Below are 19386 nucleotides of genomic sequence, written 5' to 3'. Positions count from 1 at the left end.
TTAATAGCTAAAAATATTTATAATATATAGTATAAAATGCAAGACAAAGTAAGTCTAAAAATATGCTTATAATAAGATAATTTTGTTATAGTTAAGATAGAAATGAGGAAATAAGTATGAAGCAGCTAGATCAATCATTTATTATTGGAATTTTTGGCTTAATTGGTTTGTTTATTGGTTTATTTGTTAAAAATATTATGGTTTGGACTTTTGTAGGCATTGCAGTAGGTTATGTCATAACTTTCTGGATTCCTTATTTTAAAAAGCAACACCAATTAAAAAAGAAAAACACAAAATAAGAGCGGTTCTCAAAAGTAGAATCGCTCTTATTGTTCTTGGTATAATTTTTTAACATCTTCGACATCGCTTGGCTGAATTGTGTAAAAAGATCCTTGTGGATACATGACGGAAATACCATTCTTATGGCCTAACCCAATTGCATGTCCTAATTCGTGTTCAACTGTGTTGACGATTCGGCCGTGGTTGTAGCCGTAACTTGGATTTAAAAGGTAATATGAATTTAAACGGACAGTTGCTTTAATTAAGTGCCCTGTTAGGGAATTATATTGCGTATCAGTTAAACCAGCCGCGTTAGTCTGTCCATCATTCATTGCTTTAATGATGATTTTGGCATTATTTTTGTCATTCGTAATTTTGAAATTAAAGGCCCCTGTATTGTTCCAAATATTGATTCCATCAATTGTAGCTTGCCTGAGGGTGGGATCAGAGAGGTCAAGATAAACAGATGCAGAGTTAGTTTCAAAAGTATGGCCTTTGGAACTGTCGGCATTTGTATCATCATTTTGAATTTTTTCAGGTGAAATAAATTGTTGTACTTTGGCTGTTAAATATGGGAGTGGGTTTCTAGTTCCAAAAGTTTTTTCAATTTCTGGCGCAGTCTTTTGATAAGCAAAATTGAGCCCAATAAATAGAAGAGCTAGAACTAGAATGCTTTTAAAAAATCGTTTCACTTTTTCATCTCGCTAGCTAATTTTATTTAATTATAAAACTAATTAGTTAAGAAAAGACTAAATAATAATTGAGACTTTCTCAAAGTTGTAAATCCTTTTAGAAAGCGTATACATATGATAAAATAGTATGCAAAGTTTTTACTAATACTAGAAATAGGTGACTTAATTTTGGTAAAAGAAACTGAACAACGAAAAGAACAAAAACATTTAGATGAAGTTCTAGGCTTAATTAAAAAGAAAGAAAGCGAGTTAGATCATTCAATTGAACATGCGCAAAATGAAGCGCAAAATATTAATTCGCACTTTTTTGATGATGTAAAACTAGATTATGATGGCTATTCAACTTCAATGGATACTGCCTTGTCCATTCACCAGCAACAACAAATGCTAGCAGAACGTCAAAATGCCTGGCAACATTCTGCTAAGCAATTATCAACTTTGCAGCGGCTAGAGAAGAGACCGTACTTTGCTAGAGTTGATTTCCAAGAACCTAATGAAGATCCTGAAACAATTTATATTGGCTTAGGGTCTTTTGCAGATAAAGAAGATCACTTTTTGATTTATGATTGGCGTGCACCGATATCTTCTATTTATTATGATGGCAAATTAGGTAAAGTTTCTTATAATGCCCCTGATGGTGTACAAACCGTTGATATGACTAAGAAGCGACAATTCTTAATTGAAGATGGTAAGATTACTAATATGTTTGATACCAATGAATCAATTGGGGATCAAATGCTTTTAAACGTCTTAAATGAAAAATCTTCTACACAGATGAAGTCGATCGTAACAACGATTCAGCGCGAGCAAAATAAGATTATTAGAAATACTAGTGCAGACCTTTTATTTGTTCAAGGGGCAGCTGGATCGGGTAAGACTTCAGCTATTATGCAACGTGTTGCGTACCTGCTTTACCGTTATCGCGGCAATCTAACTTCTAGCGATGTTATTATGTTTAGCCCTAATCAATTGTTCAACGATTATGTTAAAAATGTTCTACCTGAAATGGGTGAGCAAAATATGGTGCAAATGACTTACTGGCAATTTGTTTCGCGCCGTGTTCCAGGGATGAATGTTGAAAATTTATTCGAACAATTCGAAGATAATGAACAAAATGACAAGATCGTTAACTTAAAAGATTCATTGCAATTCTTTAATGCGGTAACTCGCTATGCTAAGCACCTTGAAAAGAATGGTTTAATCTTTAAAAATATTTATTTCAAGAATAAGAAGAGACCATTTTTCGATAAGGAAAAGATCAAGGAAATTTACTATGGCTTCAACGAAAATTACCATTTAAGAAATAGAATTGAAGCTACAAAAGAAAGTTTAATTAATAGCTTAAATAGAAGAATTGAGCCAGAAACGAAGAAGGCCTGGGTTGATAAGACGATTGAATCGTTAGATCAAGAACAATTGAATAAGTTATATGATCGTCCAGACCAAGAATTTGAATCAAGTGCTAAAGAAGAACATTTCTTAGCTCGTAAAATTGTAATTAAGCAATTAAAGCAAGTTAGCCGTAAGATTCACCAGAACCGTTTCTTAAATATTCGGGCACAATACTTGCGCTTCTTGCGTGCTGTTCCGAAGTTGATTGACTTAAGTAAGTGGGATATCAGCCAGGAAGAGTGGGAAGCACATATTGAAAATGTTAAGGATAGATTCAGAAATGGCAAGATTAAGATGGCTGACATTTCACCATACTTGTACTTGTATGATTTAGTAACAGGCCGTAGAACTGATTATGAAATGCGTTATGCCTTTATTGATGAAATTCAGGATTATACGCCATTCCAGTTAGCTTACCTTAAGTACAACTTCCCAAGAGCTAAGTTTACGATGCTGGGAGATTTAAACCAGGCTATCTTTACTAAAGATGAAAGCAAGACACTTTTAAGTCAGATTTCTAAGTTGTTTGATCCAGAAAAGACTGATGTTGTTCAATTAACCAAGTCTTATCGGTCAACTAAGGAATTGACAAACTTTACTAAGCAAATTTTGCGGCAAGGTGAAAAGATTGAAGCCTTTGACAGACGTGGTCCTAAACCTGCTTTTTATAAACGTGATAGTCTTGAAAAAGAATTTAATGCTTTAGAAGATATCTTAGTAGAAAATGATGAGCAAAAGTTAACGACTGCGATCATTACTAAGACTTTGGCTGAAGCGCAAGAAGTAGCTAAGGTTTTGAAAGAAAGAAAAATTAAGGCAACTTTGATTGGATCAGCTAACCAGCGTTTAGTACCTGGAACTTTAGTTATGCCATCATATTTAGCTAAAGGACTTGAATTTGATGCAGTAATTGCTTGGAATGTTTCAAGGGATAATTATCACCAACTTGATGAAACGCAATTACTTTACACGATTACTTCACGTGCAATGTATAAACTTGACTTGATCTATACAGGCGAGAAGAGTCCACTGTTTGATGATTTAGACGAGAAAACTTATGTGAATAAATAAAAATGGAGTGCCAATTTGGCATTCCATTTTTTGTGGGTTATTTAAATTTATTGCTCTTTTAGTAGCCAGTTGTATGCAAATTAATTTAATTCTTACCACGCATTTTGAACATAAATGAAGTTCATTTAATTCTTATGCTAAAAACACAACATAAATGAAATCTATTTAATTCTTCCTTTGTTAAATTAATTTGCGTTTTGACATTTCTGATAATCAACCATTAGAATATTCAGCATGAAAAGAATAAGCAAAGCAAAAAAATATCGACGTCGACGAAAGATCTTATATGGGATTTTAATACTAATTACAGGTGGGGTAATTGGGATTGCCCTTAATTTTGAAAAAATCCAAAATGAGTATGACTGGTTGACTTTAAGACCTGAGCAAAAAATAAATGTTCCTTTAGAAAAGCAATTACCGGATTTGCCGAATGGCTGCGAAGTTACGTCACTGTCAATGCTTCTAAAATATTATGGTATTAATGTAAGTAAACTAGAATTGTCTTCTAACATTAAGCATGTTTCCTCTTTTATTGGCAATGATTATCGTGGTAATCCTCATGTTGGTTTTGTTGGTTATATGAGTATTGAAAACGCAGGGTGGTGCGTTTATAATGAACCGCTCTATGATGTTGCTAAGAAGTATACTAAGAGAATTCGTAATTATACTGGCAATGATTTTGTTAGGGTGTTGAAGTTGGTTTCTAATGGACATCCAGTAATGATTATTACGACTTTAAAATATGACCGGGTAAACGATATGCGGACATGGCAGACTAAGCAGGGAAAAGTTAATGTGACGCCTTCTTCTCATGCATGCGTAGTTACTGGATATAATAAAAAGAAGGGAATTGTTTACGTAAATGACCCTTACGGCGTTAAAGATAAAAAGGTAAGTTTAAAGAAAATAGAAGCTAGCTATAATCAACAAGGCAAGCAGGCTTTGTATGTAGAGTAGTGTGTAAAAAAGCATCCCGTTGTTGGGATGCTTTTTTACATGTCTGAATAAAAATGTTTTTCAAAATAGAAACATGTTTTCAAAACAGAGAAAAGTATTCAAAATTGTTAAAAACCACAGTAGTATAAGAATTGTCTTAAGAAGGTACCTAATTAGACAAAAAGTTACTCATTAATAATTCAAAATAGATGAGTGTTAGACCAAAAAACAGCTGAGGGTAATGGCTGTCAAAAGATGTGGGATTAAAAGTATCTGAACTTATTGCAAGCGTTGAGTGTTTTGCAATTGTTGAATTCTTATCTCCTGTAAAGGAAATAACATCACGATTATTTTTCTGAGCTTGTATGCAAAGTTCAGCCAGTCGCTTTGTTTCTCCAGAATTGCTGATGATAATTATTAAAGTGTTCTTATGCTTTCTAAGCATCTCAAGATGCGAATTGGATGTACAGCGAAAGCCATTCAAATTAAGATATTCACTCATATAATTAGCAATATTTTGAGAGTATCCACTACCCAATATCATGATCATTGAGTCTTTATGCTTATCCATCAAGTTGGAAAAAGGCTTTACGTATGACTCTACTTTTAAGTCGTTTTCAGTATTATTAGGAAAATTTGGTGCATCTGCGATTAGAAAGACCAATTCTGAATATCCTGAAAGCTTCATCTTTTTACAGGTCTTAACGATAAAGCTAGGAGAGGTAAATGTTCGTTTGGCGAGTTCACGAATATTGATATTTTTAATTTCATTACGGTGTTGATTCATATAAATTAATATTTTTTGTTCATCAGTATTTAGTTGAAACTTTTCGCTAATAGTTTGAATATTCATTGTTTTCTCCTATAGTTTGAAAGAAGGACTCACGATGTCAGAAAAAGATGTTAAGAAAAATGAAGTACCACAAAATAGAGATAAAGAATTTTTAGCTGATCCTTGGGCTAGAACTAGAACCAGAAACGGATTAGCAGCTGATGAAGTTATCTCTGCATTGCAAAAATCAATCAGAAAAGGCAAGGAGCGAGCAGCATGTGAATTTGCTTACGAAATGTATATTTCTTCTCCGCAAATGGAAGAAAAACTATGGCGTAGACTTCAAGCTATTTCAGTTGAAGATATAGGAATGGGAAATCCACAAGCTCCAATTCTGATTAATAGTCTAAATCAAATGAGACAAAACTTTAGTTACAATGAGCCGGATCGTGCCATGATGTTTGTTCATGCAATTCGTTACTTATGTGAATCAACTAAGGATCGTTCTTCTGATTTACTTAAGAATATCATTATTAAGAATTTTGCTCTAGGTTATGTTCCTGAAATTCCAGATTATGCATTAGACAAGCACACTACTCGTGGTAAAAAGATGGGAAGAGGAAGCATGCATTTTCTAGAAGTGGATTCTAAAGTTACTCCACAATTAAAAGTGGACAATGACTATTGGGATGAATACCACAAAATTAGAGAAAATTGGGATGACAGTAAAGTCATACCTAATGCTTTCAAGTTCAATCCATATCAAATTTAAGTTGTATTTATCTTTAGTAAGGAAAATAGGTGATCTCTAATGGCTGAAACTACTGCTAAAAAAGATTCACTGATTACTAAATTGGATAAAGTTTTAACGCCTATTGGACAAAAACTTGGAAATGAAAAGCATTTACAAGCTATATCAAATGGTATGCTTTTCGGATTGCCATTTTTGGTAATTGGTTCATTCTTCTTAATTGTTGCTAATCCACCAATTGTACTTGATAGATATAATCCACGAACTGCTAATATTTTTATGCAATGGCTTGCTGGTTGGAAATATTGGGCTGTCGCACATTATGCTCAAATAACTATCCCATATAATATGACCATGGGAATCTTTGGTATGATTTGTGCTTTTGGTATTGCATATGAATTGAGTAAGTCATATCGTCGGCTTCATCCTGCTACTGATGGGATGATCTCATTAGTTACCTTTTTAATGGTTGCAACTACTGTTGATAAGAATAATAAGATTAGTCTTAATAACTTAGGAACAAATGGACTATTTGTTGCAATTATCATTGGATTATTAGCTGTTGAAATTGACCGCAGGATTGAAAAGAGCAAGTTGAAGATAAAGTTGCCAGCATCAATTCCCCCAATGGTTGCCAACTTTATTAATTCCTTAATACCGTTATTAGCAAATATCTTTATTTTCTATGGTGCTAACTTAATTTTGGTTAGCATAACGCATACTGATTTCACTACCTTCATTATGAAGTGTTTGACTCCAGCTACATTTTTAGCTAACAGTTTATGGGGTTATATTTTAATTGTAACTTTAGGGAATTTATTATGGTTAATTGGTGTTAACGGAAGTAACGTAATCTTCCCAATTGTCTTTGCGACTGGTATCGCAGCTACTGGTGCTAATGCTGCTTTAGTAGCAAAGGGATTAGCACCTACTCATTTAATGAATTTACAGATGTTTAGAATTGCCGTCTTAGGTGGATCTGGTAATTCACTTGCTTTAGTAATTTTAATGATGAGAAGTAAGGTAGAAAAATATCGTGCATTAGGCAAATTATCAATTATTCCTGGAATCTGTAGTATTAATGAACCAGTAATTTTTGGTACACCAATTTGTTTTAATCCTATTTTAGGTATTCCATTTTTGATTGCTCCAATTATTAATATTATTCTTACTTATATTGCTGAGAGTTTACACTGGATTGGAATGGGCTATATTGTAGATCCTTCATTTACACCGTTCTTCTTCCAGGCATATATGAGTTCAATGGATTGGAGAAATATTATTTTTGAAGTGATTTTAATCATTATTGGTATTTTTATCTATTTGCCATTCTTTAGAGTTGCTGAACAAAATGAATTAAGAAAACAAGAAGTAACTGAATAAAAATATCAAAATACAAACAAGCATCCCAACACCGGGATGCTTGTTTTATGATGCAGTAACCATTTCTTTTTCTTCAACTAGATCTGCTAATTTTTCAATCAGTAATTTGTTTCCTGCTTTATTTAGGTGAATTCCGTCTTTTTGCAACAGTTTATTGGGGTGACCGGTCTTCCGCATTACTTTGGCAAAATTTAAAAATGGAATTTTATTTTCAACATGGCATTCTTGAGCAACTAATTCAAATTGTAAAGTTTTAGGCCAGGCTTGATCTTGAGCAATTTTCCAATTAGTATAGGAAGGTCCCATTAATAATGTTTTGTCAGCCCCAATTAAATCAACCAATACTTGTAGGTTATGCGCATATCTTCCCGCACTTAAACCAAACTGCATGTTGGCATCGTTGGTGCCTAAGGCTAGAATGACTAGATCGTATTTAAAAGGTTTAATCCGCAATTCATAGAAATCAATTGCCTCTTCAGTAGTTGTCCCAGGCACAGAATTATTAATAATTGTAAATTTAGGTAATTTTTCTTGCAGTCCTTGAGTTACAATATTAGTTGCGCGTCCATCAGTATACCCTGCAAGTAGGGAATCACCAAAAAGAATTAATTTTTTCATAGATATCTTCTTTTCTTTCTCTCAATATATATGATAGGCTGAACAATGTAAAAATACTAGGAACAAGGCAGAAGGAAGGCGGCTTTTTTATGCAAGAGCAATTTACACATCTGACACCTGAGAAGTGGCAGACACTAATCCCTCCAAGCGATGAATTCAGTGCGGAGATTTTCATGATGAAGAATCTTCAGTACAATATGAGCCAAAAAAATGCAGTTTATCGCACCAAACAGACCTTTTATAATGAAAAATGGCAAAAAATACCATTTATCATTGGAGTAACTGGGTCTGTTGCTGTAGGGAAATCTACTTTTGCAAAGAAAATAACTCGCTTGTTTGAACGCCTTGAACCAGAGAAAACAATCGCCCAGGTTTCTGCTGATGGTTTTTTAATGTCGAATGCAGAACTTAAAGCTAAAAACTTAATGGATCAAAAGGGCTTCCCATCGTCATTTAACTGGGATGCCTTTTATACTTTTTTAGCAAGTGTTAAGGCTGGTAAAGAAAGAGTACCATATAGACTATACTCACAGGAAATTTCTGATCTGGTGCCTAATGAATTGGGATATGTCAGCGTTCCTGATATCTTAGTAGTTGAGGGAATCAACCTGCTGGAGGTGCCTCCAGACGGGCAAGCTCCGCCAAGTGACTTTTTTGATTATGTAATTTATCTGGATGCAAGCGAAGACGATTTAGAAACATGGTATCTTGATCGCTACCATTTAATGCTTGAGATTAATCGCAATAATCCAGATAATTTCTTTTATAAGTGGGCTAACGTACCACTTGAACAAGCGGATAATTTTGCCAAAAGAGTCTGGCGTGATGTTAATTTGAAGAATTTACATGACTATATCGAACCAACTAAGAAGAGAGCTGACATGATTATTAAAAAATATGGTAATCATGAGATCAGCGATATGTATATTAGAAAATTTTAGGGAGAAAATATGCAAGCAATTGAATTAAAAAAGGGTATGATTTTTAACCAAGATGGCAAGTTAATTGAAGTATTAAAGAGTAACCACCACAAGCCTGGTAAGGGTAACACGGTTATGCAAATGGACCTGCGGGACGTAATGAGTGGAGCTGTTGTTCACAAAACAATGCGTCCAAGTGAAAAGGTGGAGTTAGTTAACGTTGCTTTAAAGAAAGCACAATACCTTTATGATGATGACGCGAACTTTATTTTTATGGATACTGATACTTATGAACAATATCTAATTCCTAAGGAACATCTGGCAGCAGAAGCTAAGTTTTTGATGCCTAATATTGATGTAGATCTTAAATTTACTGATGAGGGGAAACTAATCGGAATTAACTTACCATCTACTGTCAAGATGACCGTTAAAGAAACTCAACCAGAAATCAAGGGTGCCACTGCTGCTGGCGGTGGTAAACCTGCAACAATGGATACTGGTTTAGTCGTAACTGTACCAGATTTTATTAAAGAAGGCGAAGAATTAATTATCGGAACTGAAAACGGTGATTATAAAGGCCGTGCTGATAGCATTAGTAGATAAAAAGATTAAGCTGCTCGTTTTGAGCAGCTTTTTATATTGGCCTTGATTTTTATAAGGAAAATAAAAATTAATTTCATAGCAAATGACTAGAAACTGAATAATAAAGTATATACATATATGATATTTTGACACAGATTATATATAACTGATGTTTTACTCTAAATTAATATAGTGAATTGATAAGCAAAACATAATAATCTTTAAAAGCCCTGGCTAATTAAATTCATAATGGCTTTTGTTTAATAACGGTAACTAAAAAGTCTTAACTTGTGATTTATTTAATTAGTAAAATAGCGAAAGACACTATTATATTAAGAAAAAAGCAGTTCATATATCATCTCAGGTGTTATAATAAAGACAACGGATGTTAAATTTGAGTGTGAGAAATACAGATTTTTAAGCAATAACTTTTAAATATTGGTCATTCAGTAACATTTGTTCTTTGAGCAAATAGCAAAAGTGCTATTTATTAATATACGATTTAACGCTGATATTATTGAAGGGAAGGGCAATAATATGCTATCAAGAAAAAATTATCAAGAGCGTCTTCGTAAAATGGAACCAAAGAAGGAAAGATTTTCAATGAGAAAATTCACTGTTGGAGCAGCTTCTGTTTTAATTGGTTTCAGTTTTATGGGAATGTCTAATAGTGAGAAAGTTCAGGCGGCTGATGTCAATGCTAATTCAAAACCTAAAGTTGAATTAACATCAAATAATGAGGCTTCTGAAGCTAATAAGGAGCAAGCTAATACTGAAGCTGAAAAGCAAGCTGCTCTCAATAATAATCAAGTTGATCAGTCAACTAAGGCAAAGACTGTAGCCAATAATGAAGTAAAGTCAGAAACTGCAGCTGCAGCTACAAAAGCTGAAACGACAAAAACTGAAACTGCAAAAGTTAGTGATAATAAAAAAGTAGAAACTACTGAATTACAATTGGCAAAAGCAACTACTAATAATAACCAAGAACGAGTAGCTGCTAATGCCTTAAGAACACAAAAAAATGTGACTACCACTTCAGCAACTACTAGATCTAATGATCAAACTCAAAATGTTACTGATACTAGTAGCTTTATTAACGCATTAAAAGATGCAAATATAGGTCATATTGTTTTGAGCAATAATATTGACTTTAGTCAACATAGTGCATCTGATTTAAATGTTAACAATACTGGTAGTGCTCGTGCAGTTACTATTGAAGGTAAAGGTCATCAATTAGACTTTGGTCAAAATGCAGTTACCTTTACATAGAAATAATCAAACTAATACCACTCCAATTGAAAACAATAACTGGAATATTACCTTAGATAACGTAACAATTGGCTCAACTGGTGCAAAGGGTATCTTTGATTTTAGCAGCCTTTCAGCCGTTAATGCTGCTAAAAATGCTGTGACATTTAAGAATGTTACTTCAACTACTGATACTAATCGTGTTCTTTCAAGTGCGGTAAATGCTAACTTTAGTGGGGTTAACAATTTTAATAGTAAACTAGTAGGAGATAGTGCTAGTTCTACTTCATTAAGTGGCACTCTTTCTCTTTCTGGCGCTTTATTCAAAGTTAATAGTTTAAGTGTATTAGATGGAACAACTACTATTAATGTTAATAACCAAAAAGGTGATACAACTGCTTTTGAAATTACTAATGGTAATGCAGTTGTTAAGAGTGGCGCTACATTAAATATTAGTAGTGAATCTGCTAACTTTGGCGGTATTTACTTTGATAAAGGTGCTGGAACTCAAGATATTGATGCTGCTACAGTTGGTGTAACTCGCTTAGAAAGCGGCGCAGTTGTCAACATGGATCTTGGTGCTGGCCGTTCAATGGCAATTATGAATGGTAGTCACCTTGATTTACAAGATGGTTCACAATTAAACATCAACACCAAGATTAATACAAAGGGCTTCCGTGCTTATGCACCGATTAACCTAGACTCAACTGGTAATATTACGGATAGTACCTTACGGGTTGGTAAAGATGCTATTCTTAAGGTGATTCGTGCTGGTGTTAACGATTCTGACTCGCCATTAGTTGCCATGGGTCCGACTAGTGGTAACGGTCAAACTTATCACTTTGAAGTTAATGGTGGTAGTTTGATCTTGCATGATTCAGCTTATTCTTCACTTTTACCAGACCAATATACTTTGGCTAAGGCTGGTAAGTACGGTGAAAGTTGGCCAGGTTTACTTACTATGTGGGGAACTAGCAGTTATAATTATGTGAACTTCACGGATGCTAAATATATTGATTTAGAAAGAAATTCTGAGGGTCATAAAGCTGGCTACTTAGTTCACCTTGAAGCAGCTGCTAACCCAAGTAATACTAACCAGATAACTATTACTAATTCAACTGCAAATGGCTTTACTCCATTGACGATGATTCCTGCAGGGGAAAGTAATCCTGTAACTTGGCAAATTAAATCTTTAAGTAACCTATCTCAAGGTGGTACTAACTCGTATGCTTTCCGTGCTAAGGGTAAAGGATTTGATGCAAGCAATACGGTTCTTCCACCATATACATATGGTTCTGAATACATGAACGGTTCTGGCAATGCTGCAAATACTGCTGGTGGTACTAATACTGTCACCTTAGCTGATGGCGGAGAATTTGCAAATGGTGCTGTTCAGCATGATTCTGATGCATTGCAACAGTTTATTAATCACTTTAGCTGGTGGAATACTAATGGTGTTAAATTTGGTAGTGACTTAATAGATAACAATCAATATCAACCTGCTTATGATCCAATGAATGTTAAGCAAGGTGAGTCTAAGAGCGAAGATCCAAAATATGTCACTAGCCAAGAGGGTAACATTACTATTAATCCAGATGGTAAAGCTCCAGAAGGTACAAAATATACCAAGGGTGATGCTAGTCAAGGATTTGTAACTGTTGATCCTGATAGTGGTAAATTAACGATTGCACCAACAAGTGAAAATAGTAAAACTGGTCTAGTTTTAGTTCCAGTTGAAGTAACTTATCCAGACAGTACTAAGGATGTTGTGAATGTTCCAGTTTACATTGGTGACGGTACACATACTGGTACAATTACTAAAGACGAAAATGGTAAGGTAACAGGTGCTTACGAAGTTGTTACTGATATTTCATCAATTAAGGCTCATGAAACTTCCGATCATTCACAAGTTCTTAATGCTGGGGATGCTGTTTCAAAGATTAACCACTACACAATTAATACTGATGCAGAAGGTAAAGAAACTGTTAGTGAACCAACTGCTGTGGAGAAGAGTAATGCAACTATTGAATGGCAAGGAAGTGCTCCTTCAACTGTTGTAACTACTCCTTCAGCAAGTGAAAACTTGAATGGTACTGTTCAAGTTACAGTTAATGGTACAGAAGTTAATAGCAACAAATTAACAATTCCAGCAGCTGGTGCTACTGCTAAAGATGTTTCTACTCCAGTTGAAGTAGTTGTTGGTCAAGAATTAACTGACGAACAAGCAAGAGAATTAATTGACACTAGTTCTTTAGCTCACGCTAATATTCATTACACAGCTACTTGGGCACCTGCTCCTAGTCTTGGTGACACTAATGCAACTATTAAGTTGACTTTTGATGATGAGTACGCTTCAGGTAAAAAGACTTACTTAAACGTTGTAACTAAAGATAATTCTATTAAGGTGGTTCCAACAGCAAATGATGCTGATAAATATGAACCAAGCTACAATCCAATTGGTGGTAGACCTGGTCAAACGGTAACTACTGATGTTCATTACACCCCAACCCTTCCAGATTCAGTAAAACCAACTTATAAACTTGGTGATAATGCTCCAGCAGGTGCAGAAGTTGATCCAAACATTGGTAAAGTTTCTTACACTATTCCAAGTGGTTCAGATACTGGTGTTGTAACTATTCCAGTTACTATAACTTATCCAGATAATACTGCTGAAAGACCATCTGTTGATCATGCAACTGCAACAGTTGTTGTTGTAAAGCCACAAAATGTAACTAAACCAAGCGATCCAACTAATAACACTTATAAGCCAAGTGATGGTATTCATAATCCAAATAATTTACCAGAAGGTACTACTATTACTTGGAGAGACAATGGTACTGATCCAAAGCCATTCCCAGATAAACCTGAAACTCAAGTAATTAAAGTTACAGTTCCTGGCAAGAATAATCAACCTGGTACTACGGTATACGTTCCAGTAACTGTTGGTATACCAGGTGATACTGAGATTATTTATGGTACCAACACAACTACAAGCTACACAATTGGTACTTATACTGCTCACAAGACCACTGATGGCAGTGTTGAAAATATTCCAGTTCCAGCAATTACTGAAATTACATTTAAGAATGAAGATAGTGAATGGAATGCTACTGATTGGGTAACCTACAAGCTAGAAGGTAATACTTACAAGATCACGGAGAAGCATGGTAACCCTACATTAAACAATGGCGCTTCAGCTCCAGAATCATTCTCTGCTAATGATGTAACTACTAAGTGGATGGAAAACAGGGAGCCTAATACTAATGTAGCTAACTATGGCGATAAAACTGGTTCATCATTAGCATCACAACAAACTAATTCATCTACTGATCAACGTACTGGTGAAGGCGACAATCTTCCAGGTAACTCTAAGACTCGTGCAACTATTCATTTAACAGGTACAGCCAAGGAAATCTTTGGTTCTGATCCTAACTGGATTAATGTCTTTGGTAATATTTATGGTGCAACAACTGGTGCTACTGAAACTTACAAACAAGGTCAAGATATTAGTGGTATTTCCCAAGATGCATTCCGTAAGTTAATTAACGTTACTGATCTTGGACAAGCAGGTTGGAATGGTCAAAATATCAATCCAAATGCACCTCAAGTATTAGCTTACATTGAAGGTACTGATAATAGTCGTCAATTTGCAATGACTTGGGCTCCAAACGGTATGCCATCTACTAGAGATATTCAGAATAATGTTACAGGAACAGTTCGGATTAGCTTTAACGATGGTACTTACTTAGACGTCAAGGCTAATATTAATGTGGTTGCTGATTCAAATACTGATAAGCCAGATGATCAGAAGACTAGCTTTAGTCAGAGAATTTCTTACCAATTTAATGGTCAAGAAGTAGCAAGTCATACTATTGCTGATATTGCTAAGGGATCAAGCTTAACTGCTGATCAATTAAAGAGCGCAATTGATGGTAACTTGCCAAATAACTACAGCATTGCTGATGGTTATACTTACCCAGCTGCCGAGAATAACATTAATTCTCAACCAGCTGAAATTATAGTTCCATTAAAGCAAAGTCAAAAACAACATGATGATTCTGATTACAACGCTCAAGTAATTGTTAAGTATGTTGATAGTACTAATAACGCACCATTAAAGACTAAGAATGGTAAAGATGAGTTGACCTTTGACTTCAACAAGAAGGAAGGCTTAAAGGCTTCAACTTTGAAGGCTAATATTGACAATAATATTCCAGCTGGTTGGAAGATTGCTGAAGGCTTTACTTATCCAGGTGATCAAACTGACAATAATACAATTACGGTTAAATTAGTTAAGAACACAGTAACTCCAGGTGAACCAGGCGTTACTCCAGATAATCCTGAATACAAAGACTTGTTCACTACTTCAACTCGTACAATTAATGTTTATAAGACTGACAATTCAGCAATTGATCATACTGAAAAGCAAACTATTACATTTGGTCGGACTGGTGTGCTTGATCAATATACTGGCAAGATCATGGAAGGCTCAGAAGGTACTTGGTACGTTTACAACACAACTACTAACAAATTAACTTCTGATAAGACTGGTACTTGGGCAGAATACACTGACATTGCTACTGCTCCGCAAGGCTATGACTACATGATTGATGGCGTAAAGACTACAGAAGCTAAAGTTGCTGCTGAAAGTTCTGTTGGTCCAAATACCGTCAAGATGATTGATGTTAAGTATGTTGCTCAAGACTCTACTCCAGTTCCATATGATCCTTCTAACAAAGATATGAATATGGATGTAACTCGTACAATTAAGTACGATGTTTCTGGAACTGGTCATGCAGCAATTGCTGATCAAACACAAACGGTTCATTATGTACGTAAAGATGCTAATGGCAATGCTGGCTATTACAATCCTGTAACTGGTAAAACTACTTGGGTAGCATGGACTCCAGAAGCTGGTTCTGCTGAATTCTCCGCTAAGAATGTTGAACAAATTTCAGGATTTGATTCATATGTTAACGGTGAAAAAGGTACTCAAGCCCCTGTAGCAACTATTACTACCAAAGAAATTGATGGTTATGCAACACCACAAAATGGTAAGACCGTAACTGTAACATACAAGGCGGTATCGCCAACTGAAGAAAGCTTCACGCAAGCTATTAAATATGTTGATGAAAAGGGTCAAGAGCTAGCAACTACTGCAGATGCATTTACTGGTACATTCCCTTCTGATAATCCAGCTACAGTATCTGCTGAAGAAATTAAGAATCAAATTAATAACGATTTGAAGAATAATAGTGCTCTTAAAGGCTGGGTTGTTGCAGGAAATTACCCTGTAGCTGAAACTATTACTGAGAAGAATCCAGCAGCTTTAACTGTAACTCTTAAGCATGGTACTAAATCTGTAACTCCAACAACTCCAGGCGTAACTCCAACTGAGCCTAAGTACAAGGATATGTTTACAAGCGTTAGCCGTGATATTTACCAAACTAAACCAGGTGAGGAAGAACAATTAATTTCAACTCAAACTGTTAACTTTGGTAGAAACGGTGTTGAAGATTTAGTAACTGGAGAGGTTACTGGAACTGGCGCTTGGGAAGTTGGTAAGATCGAAAACAACAAGTTCGTTTTAGGCGGCGAAGCAGAATATCCAACTGCAGCAGTAGAACAAATTTCTGGTTACGATTCATACGTAAATGGAACTAAAGCAACTAAAGTTCAATCAGCTTCCGCAATCAAAGACGGCACACCAGTAAATGGTGAAGCAATTCATATTACTTACCAACAAAGTGAAACTCCAGTTGCAGATGTAACTGTAAGTTATCAATTCTATGACACTATTGACAAGAAGAATGTTGGTAATCCAATTGTTGTAAGTGGTAAGCCAGGTACTAATGCCAAGACTAACTTAACCATTCCAGTAGGTTACAAGTTAGCTGCAGATCAAACATTGCCAGAAAATGTAATTATTCCTACTAAGGATGAAGCAGTAGTTATTAACTTAGTTCACGCAACAAAGGACGTTACTCCAACAACCCCAGGTGTAAATCCAACTGAGCCTAAGTACAAGGATATGTTTACAAGCGTTAGCCGTGATATTTACCAAACTAAACCAGGTGAGGAAGAACAATTAATTTCAACTCAAACTGTTAACTTTGGTAGAAACGGTGTTGAAGACTTGGTAACTGGAGAGGTTACTGGAACTGGCGCTTGGGAAGTTGGTAAGATCGAAAACAACAAGTTCATTTTAGGCGGCGAAGCAGAATATCCAACTGCAGCAGTAGAACAAATTTCTGGTTACGATTCATACGTAAATGGAACTAAAGCAACTGAAGTTCAATCAGCTTCCGCAATCAAAGACGGCACACCAGTAAATGGTGAAGCAGTTCATATTACTTACCAAAAGAGTAGTACAGTAACTCCATATGATCCAAATAATAAGGACATGAACAAAGACGTTGTTCGTACAATTACTGTTAACAAGATTGATGGAACAACTGAAACGATTGTTCAAACAGTTCACTTCGTTCGTGGCGGTGAAGGTGAAAATGTAGAAGCTGATACTCCATGGGCTGTTGGCGTAAGAGATGGCAATACTTGGAAGTCAACTGGAGCAACTGAAGGTACTTGGCCAGAATACAATGTTCCACAAGTAACTGACTATACTTCAACCGTTGATGGTAGAGATGCAAAAGTTGTTTTAGCTGATAAGAACGTGAATGCTAACACACCAAATACCAACGTTGTAGTTGCTTACACTAAGACTACAACACCAACTGATGCCGATAAGTACACTCCAGAGGGTCAAGATGTTCACACTACCCCAGGCGTAGTGCCACCAGCAGAAAAGGGTATAAAGAACAAGGATGATCTGCCAAAAGGCACTAAGTACACATGGGAGAAGACCCCAGATGTAACTGAGCCAGGTAAGACTACAGGCACAGTAATCGTAACTTACCCAGATGGTTCAAAGGATAAAGTTGATGTTCCAGTAATTATTGACAATCCAACTACACCAACTGATGCCGATAAGTACACTCCAGAGGGTCAAGATGTTCACACTACCCCAGGCGTAGTACCACCAGCAGAAAAGGGTATTAAGAACAAGGATGACATGCCAAAAGGCACTAAGTACACATGGGAAAAGACTCCAGATGTAACTAAGCCAGGCAAGACCACAGGCACAGTAATCGTAACTTACCCAGATGGTTCAAAGGATAAGGTTAACGTAACAGTAATTATCGGTACGAACCATGTAACTCCAGAACCGCAACCAATTCACACTACTCCAGGTGTTGTTCCAAACCCATCAGAAGGAATTAAGAACAAGGATGACATGCCAGAAGGTACTAAGTACACTTGGAAAGAAGTACCAGATATTTCTACAATTGGTGAACATACAGGCGTTGTTACAGTAACTTATCCAGATGGCTCTAGTGTAGATGTAACAGTTAAGGTCTATGTAGACGCTACTGGAACAAGTGATAACAATAGTGGTAAGACTACAGAAACTAATTCTGAAGCCAACACTGCAAAGGCAGCTACTGTAAATGAAAATCACCATGCTGAAAAGAATACATTGCCACAAACTGGTGCTAAATCAGAAAATACAGCTGGTATCTTAGGTTTAGCAATTGCTACAGTAGGTAGTTTATTCGGATTAGGCGTAGATAGAAAAAAGCGTCAAAAATAAAGAAATAGTTTAAAACTAGAAAAAGAGGTCAGACATTAAGGTCTGGCCTCTTTTTTTGCTCACATAAAAATAAGTATTTTTATGCAAATACTTATTGACACAAATATATGAAAGCGCTATTATAATTATTGTAAATAAGCGGATTACTGATGCGATCAGGTCTGAGCTACTACAAATAATGATGATATACTTAAAGTGTATATTGTAGTTTGTGGTAGCTTTTTTCTATATAAAGGTGATTCGTCGGATGATATTTCTTAAAACATTTAACAATAGTGCAGCCTTGGTGCAGGACGATCAAGGCCAAGAACAAGTAGTCCTGGGCAAAGGCGTGGGCTTTGGCTTAAAGAAAGGCGATAAGATTGATGAGAGCAAAATTGAAAGGCGGTTTACTGCTACTTCTCATCAAGATGAAGTCAATCAAGTTAAAGAGATCAATGCTTCAACCATCGATTTAACCAATAAGGTGATCCAGATGGTGGAGCCACTTTTAAATGTGAAGTTTAATGATTTTCAATACTTAGCCTTAGCTGACCATATTGACTTTGCTCTTTCCAGAACTGAAGATCATATTGATATGAGTGCTGCTAATACACGTTGGGAAGTTAAGAATCTTTTTCCTAAGGAGTATAAGATTAGTGAAAGGGTCATTGCTTTAATTAATAAAGAAATGAAGGTTAACTTGCCACCAAGTGAAAGTATTTTTATGACTTATCACTTCGTTAATGCAGCTTCTGATAATGATCAAGTTCAAGAAACGGTTGAGATTACTGAGTTGATTAGCGGAATTATTGATATTATTCAGTATCAATACCAAATGACTTTAGATACAGAGTCATTTAATTATAGTCGCTTCATTACTCACTTAAGAGTATTATTGGTAAGACTTTTAAGAAATAAGCATCAAAAAAGTGGCGAACTTGATGACTCGCTGCTGGCTTTTATGAAGATTAAGTACAATCATGCTTATGATACGGCTGAGAGGATCGCAACTTATTTACATAGTAAAAAGGGATGGACCTTAAATTCAGATGATAAGTTCTATCTAGTTTTACACATTTGGCGTGTGACAAACCGCCAAGAAAACTAAA

Annotated in this window: 13 protein-coding genes; 10 read left to right on the top strand and 3 right to left on the bottom strand. The window is 35.5% G+C overall.

Going from position 1 to position 19386, the window contains the following annotated elements; genetic code table 11:
- The first annotated feature begins 116 nt into the window (after positions 1–116).
- Complete coding sequence (locus LGAS_RS08275) at positions 117–299, top strand: hypothetical protein (RefSeq protein ID WP_003646756.1); 183 nt, start codon at positions 117–119, stop codon at positions 297–299.
- Between the two features lie 27 nt (positions 300–326).
- Here LGAS_RS08275 and LGAS_RS08270 read toward each other — a convergent pair whose 3' ends face one another.
- Positions 327–971 (bottom strand): matrixin family metalloprotease, encoded by a 645-nt coding sequence (locus LGAS_RS08270; protein ID WP_003656096.1) that lies wholly within the window; start codon positions 969–971, stop codon positions 327–329.
- A gap of 168 nt (positions 972–1139) precedes the next feature.
- Here LGAS_RS08270 and helD point away from each other — a divergent pair, with 168 nt between their 5' ends.
- Positions 1140–3434: an RNA polymerase recycling motor HelD gene (gene helD / locus LGAS_RS08265; RefSeq protein ID WP_003656094.1), complete on the top strand. Its 2295-nt coding sequence runs from the start codon at positions 1140–1142 to the stop codon at positions 3432–3434.
- Positions 3435–3668: 234 nt separating this feature from the next.
- Complete coding sequence (locus LGAS_RS08260; protein ID WP_003656093.1) at positions 3669–4391, top strand: C39 family peptidase; 723 nt, start codon at positions 3669–3671, stop codon at positions 4389–4391.
- 148 nt (positions 4392–4539) lie between these two features.
- Here the strand turns inward: LGAS_RS08260 and LGAS_RS08255 are convergent, their stop codons facing one another.
- Positions 4540–5223, bottom strand: coding sequence for a MurR/RpiR family transcriptional regulator (locus LGAS_RS08255; RefSeq protein WP_003651499.1), 684 nt, complete (start codon positions 5221–5223; stop codon positions 4540–4542).
- A 34-nt stretch (positions 5224–5257) separates the two neighbouring features.
- Between LGAS_RS08255 and LGAS_RS08250 the strand changes: the two genes are divergently transcribed.
- Together LGAS_RS08250 and LGAS_RS08245 are read left to right on the top strand one after the other, a co-directional pair.
- Positions 5258–5914, top strand: a complete 657-nt coding sequence (locus tag LGAS_RS08250) for an AAA family ATPase (RefSeq protein WP_003646758.1) — start codon at positions 5258–5260, stop codon at positions 5912–5914.
- A gap of 39 nt (positions 5915–5953) precedes the next feature.
- Positions 5954–7276 (top strand): PTS sugar transporter subunit IIC, encoded by a 1323-nt coding sequence (locus LGAS_RS08245; RefSeq protein ID WP_003656090.1) that lies wholly within the window; start codon positions 5954–5956, stop codon positions 7274–7276.
- A gap of 45 nt (positions 7277–7321) precedes the next feature.
- Here the strand turns inward: LGAS_RS08245 and LGAS_RS08240 are convergent, their stop codons facing one another.
- Positions 7322–7894 carry an SGNH/GDSL hydrolase family protein gene (locus LGAS_RS08240; RefSeq protein ID WP_003646759.1) on the bottom strand — a complete coding sequence of 191 codons (573 nt, stop codon included), beginning with the start codon at positions 7892–7894 and terminating at the stop codon, positions 7322–7324.
- Between the two features lie 89 nt (positions 7895–7983).
- Here LGAS_RS08240 and coaA point away from each other — a divergent pair, with 89 nt between their 5' ends.
- The 5 genes from coaA to LGAS_RS08215 all read left to right on the top strand — a co-directional run bounded on the left by coaA (position 7984) and on the right by LGAS_RS08215 (position 19385).
- The gene (gene coaA, locus LGAS_RS08235) at positions 7984–8835 is read left to right on the top strand and encodes a type I pantothenate kinase (RefSeq protein WP_003646760.1); all 852 of its coding nucleotides are present in this window, start codon (positions 7984–7986) and stop codon (positions 8833–8835) included.
- 9 nt (positions 8836–8844) lie between these two features.
- Positions 8845–9417, top strand: coding sequence for an elongation factor P (efp, locus tag LGAS_RS08230; RefSeq protein ID WP_003646761.1), 573 nt, complete (start codon positions 8845–8847; stop codon positions 9415–9417).
- A 516-nt stretch (positions 9418–9933) separates the two neighbouring features.
- Positions 9934–10665, top strand: a complete 732-nt coding sequence (locus tag LGAS_RS09725; protein WP_041807435.1) for a pectate lyase-like adhesive domain-containing protein — start codon at positions 9934–9936, stop codon at positions 10663–10665.
- Entirely contained in the window at positions 10646–18295 is a 7650-nt protein-coding gene (locus tag LGAS_RS08220) for a Rib/alpha-like domain-containing protein (protein WP_041807433.1), read from the top strand. Before LGAS_RS09725 ends, LGAS_RS08220 begins: the two co-directional genes overlap by 20 nt.
- A 247-nt stretch (positions 18296–18542) precedes the next feature.
- Entirely contained in the window at positions 18543–19385 is an 843-nt protein-coding gene (locus LGAS_RS08215) for a PRD domain-containing protein (protein WP_025012265.1), read from the top strand.
- Position 19386 lies beyond the last annotated feature (1 nt).

Origin of the sequence: Lactobacillus gasseri ATCC 33323 = JCM 1131 (assembly GCF_000014425.1) — a bacterium.
Classification (GTDB): domain Bacteria; phylum Bacillota; class Bacilli; order Lactobacillales; family Lactobacillaceae; genus Lactobacillus; species Lactobacillus gasseri.
Note: the sequence above shows the minus strand (reverse complement) of the source record. Positions and strands in the feature narration are given on the sequence as shown.

Coding starts and splice junctions, on each gene's coding strand:
- LGAS_RS08275 (WP_003646756.1), top strand. CDS start 117: ATGAAGCAGCTAGATCAATCATTTATTATTGGAATTTTTGGCTTAATT.
- LGAS_RS08240 (WP_003646759.1), bottom strand. CDS start 7,894: ATGAAAAAATTAATTCTTTTTGGTGATTCCCTACTTGCAGGGTATACT.
- coaA (WP_003646760.1), top strand. CDS start 7,984: ATGCAAGAGCAATTTACACATCTGACACCTGAGAAGTGGCAGACACTA.
- LGAS_RS09725 (WP_041807435.1), top strand. CDS start 9,934: ATGCTATCAAGAAAAAATTATCAAGAGCGTCTTCGTAAAATGGAACCA.
- LGAS_RS08245 (WP_003656090.1), top strand. CDS start 5,954: ATGGCTGAAACTACTGCTAAAAAAGATTCACTGATTACTAAATTGGAT.
- LGAS_RS08255 (WP_003651499.1), bottom strand. CDS start 5,223: ATGAATATTCAAACTATTAGCGAAAAGTTTCAACTAAATACTGATGAA.
- LGAS_RS08215 (WP_025012265.1), top strand. CDS start 18,543: ATGATATTTCTTAAAACATTTAACAATAGTGCAGCCTTGGTGCAGGAC.
- LGAS_RS08260 (WP_003656093.1), top strand. CDS start 3,669: ATGAAAAGAATAAGCAAAGCAAAAAAATATCGACGTCGACGAAAGATC.
- LGAS_RS08250 (WP_003646758.1), top strand. CDS start 5,258: ATGTCAGAAAAAGATGTTAAGAAAAATGAAGTACCACAAAATAGAGAT.
- LGAS_RS08220 (WP_041807433.1), top strand. CDS start 10,646: ATGCAGTTACCTTTACATAGAAATAATCAAACTAATACCACTCCAATT.
- efp (WP_003646761.1), top strand. CDS start 8,845: ATGCAAGCAATTGAATTAAAAAAGGGTATGATTTTTAACCAAGATGGC.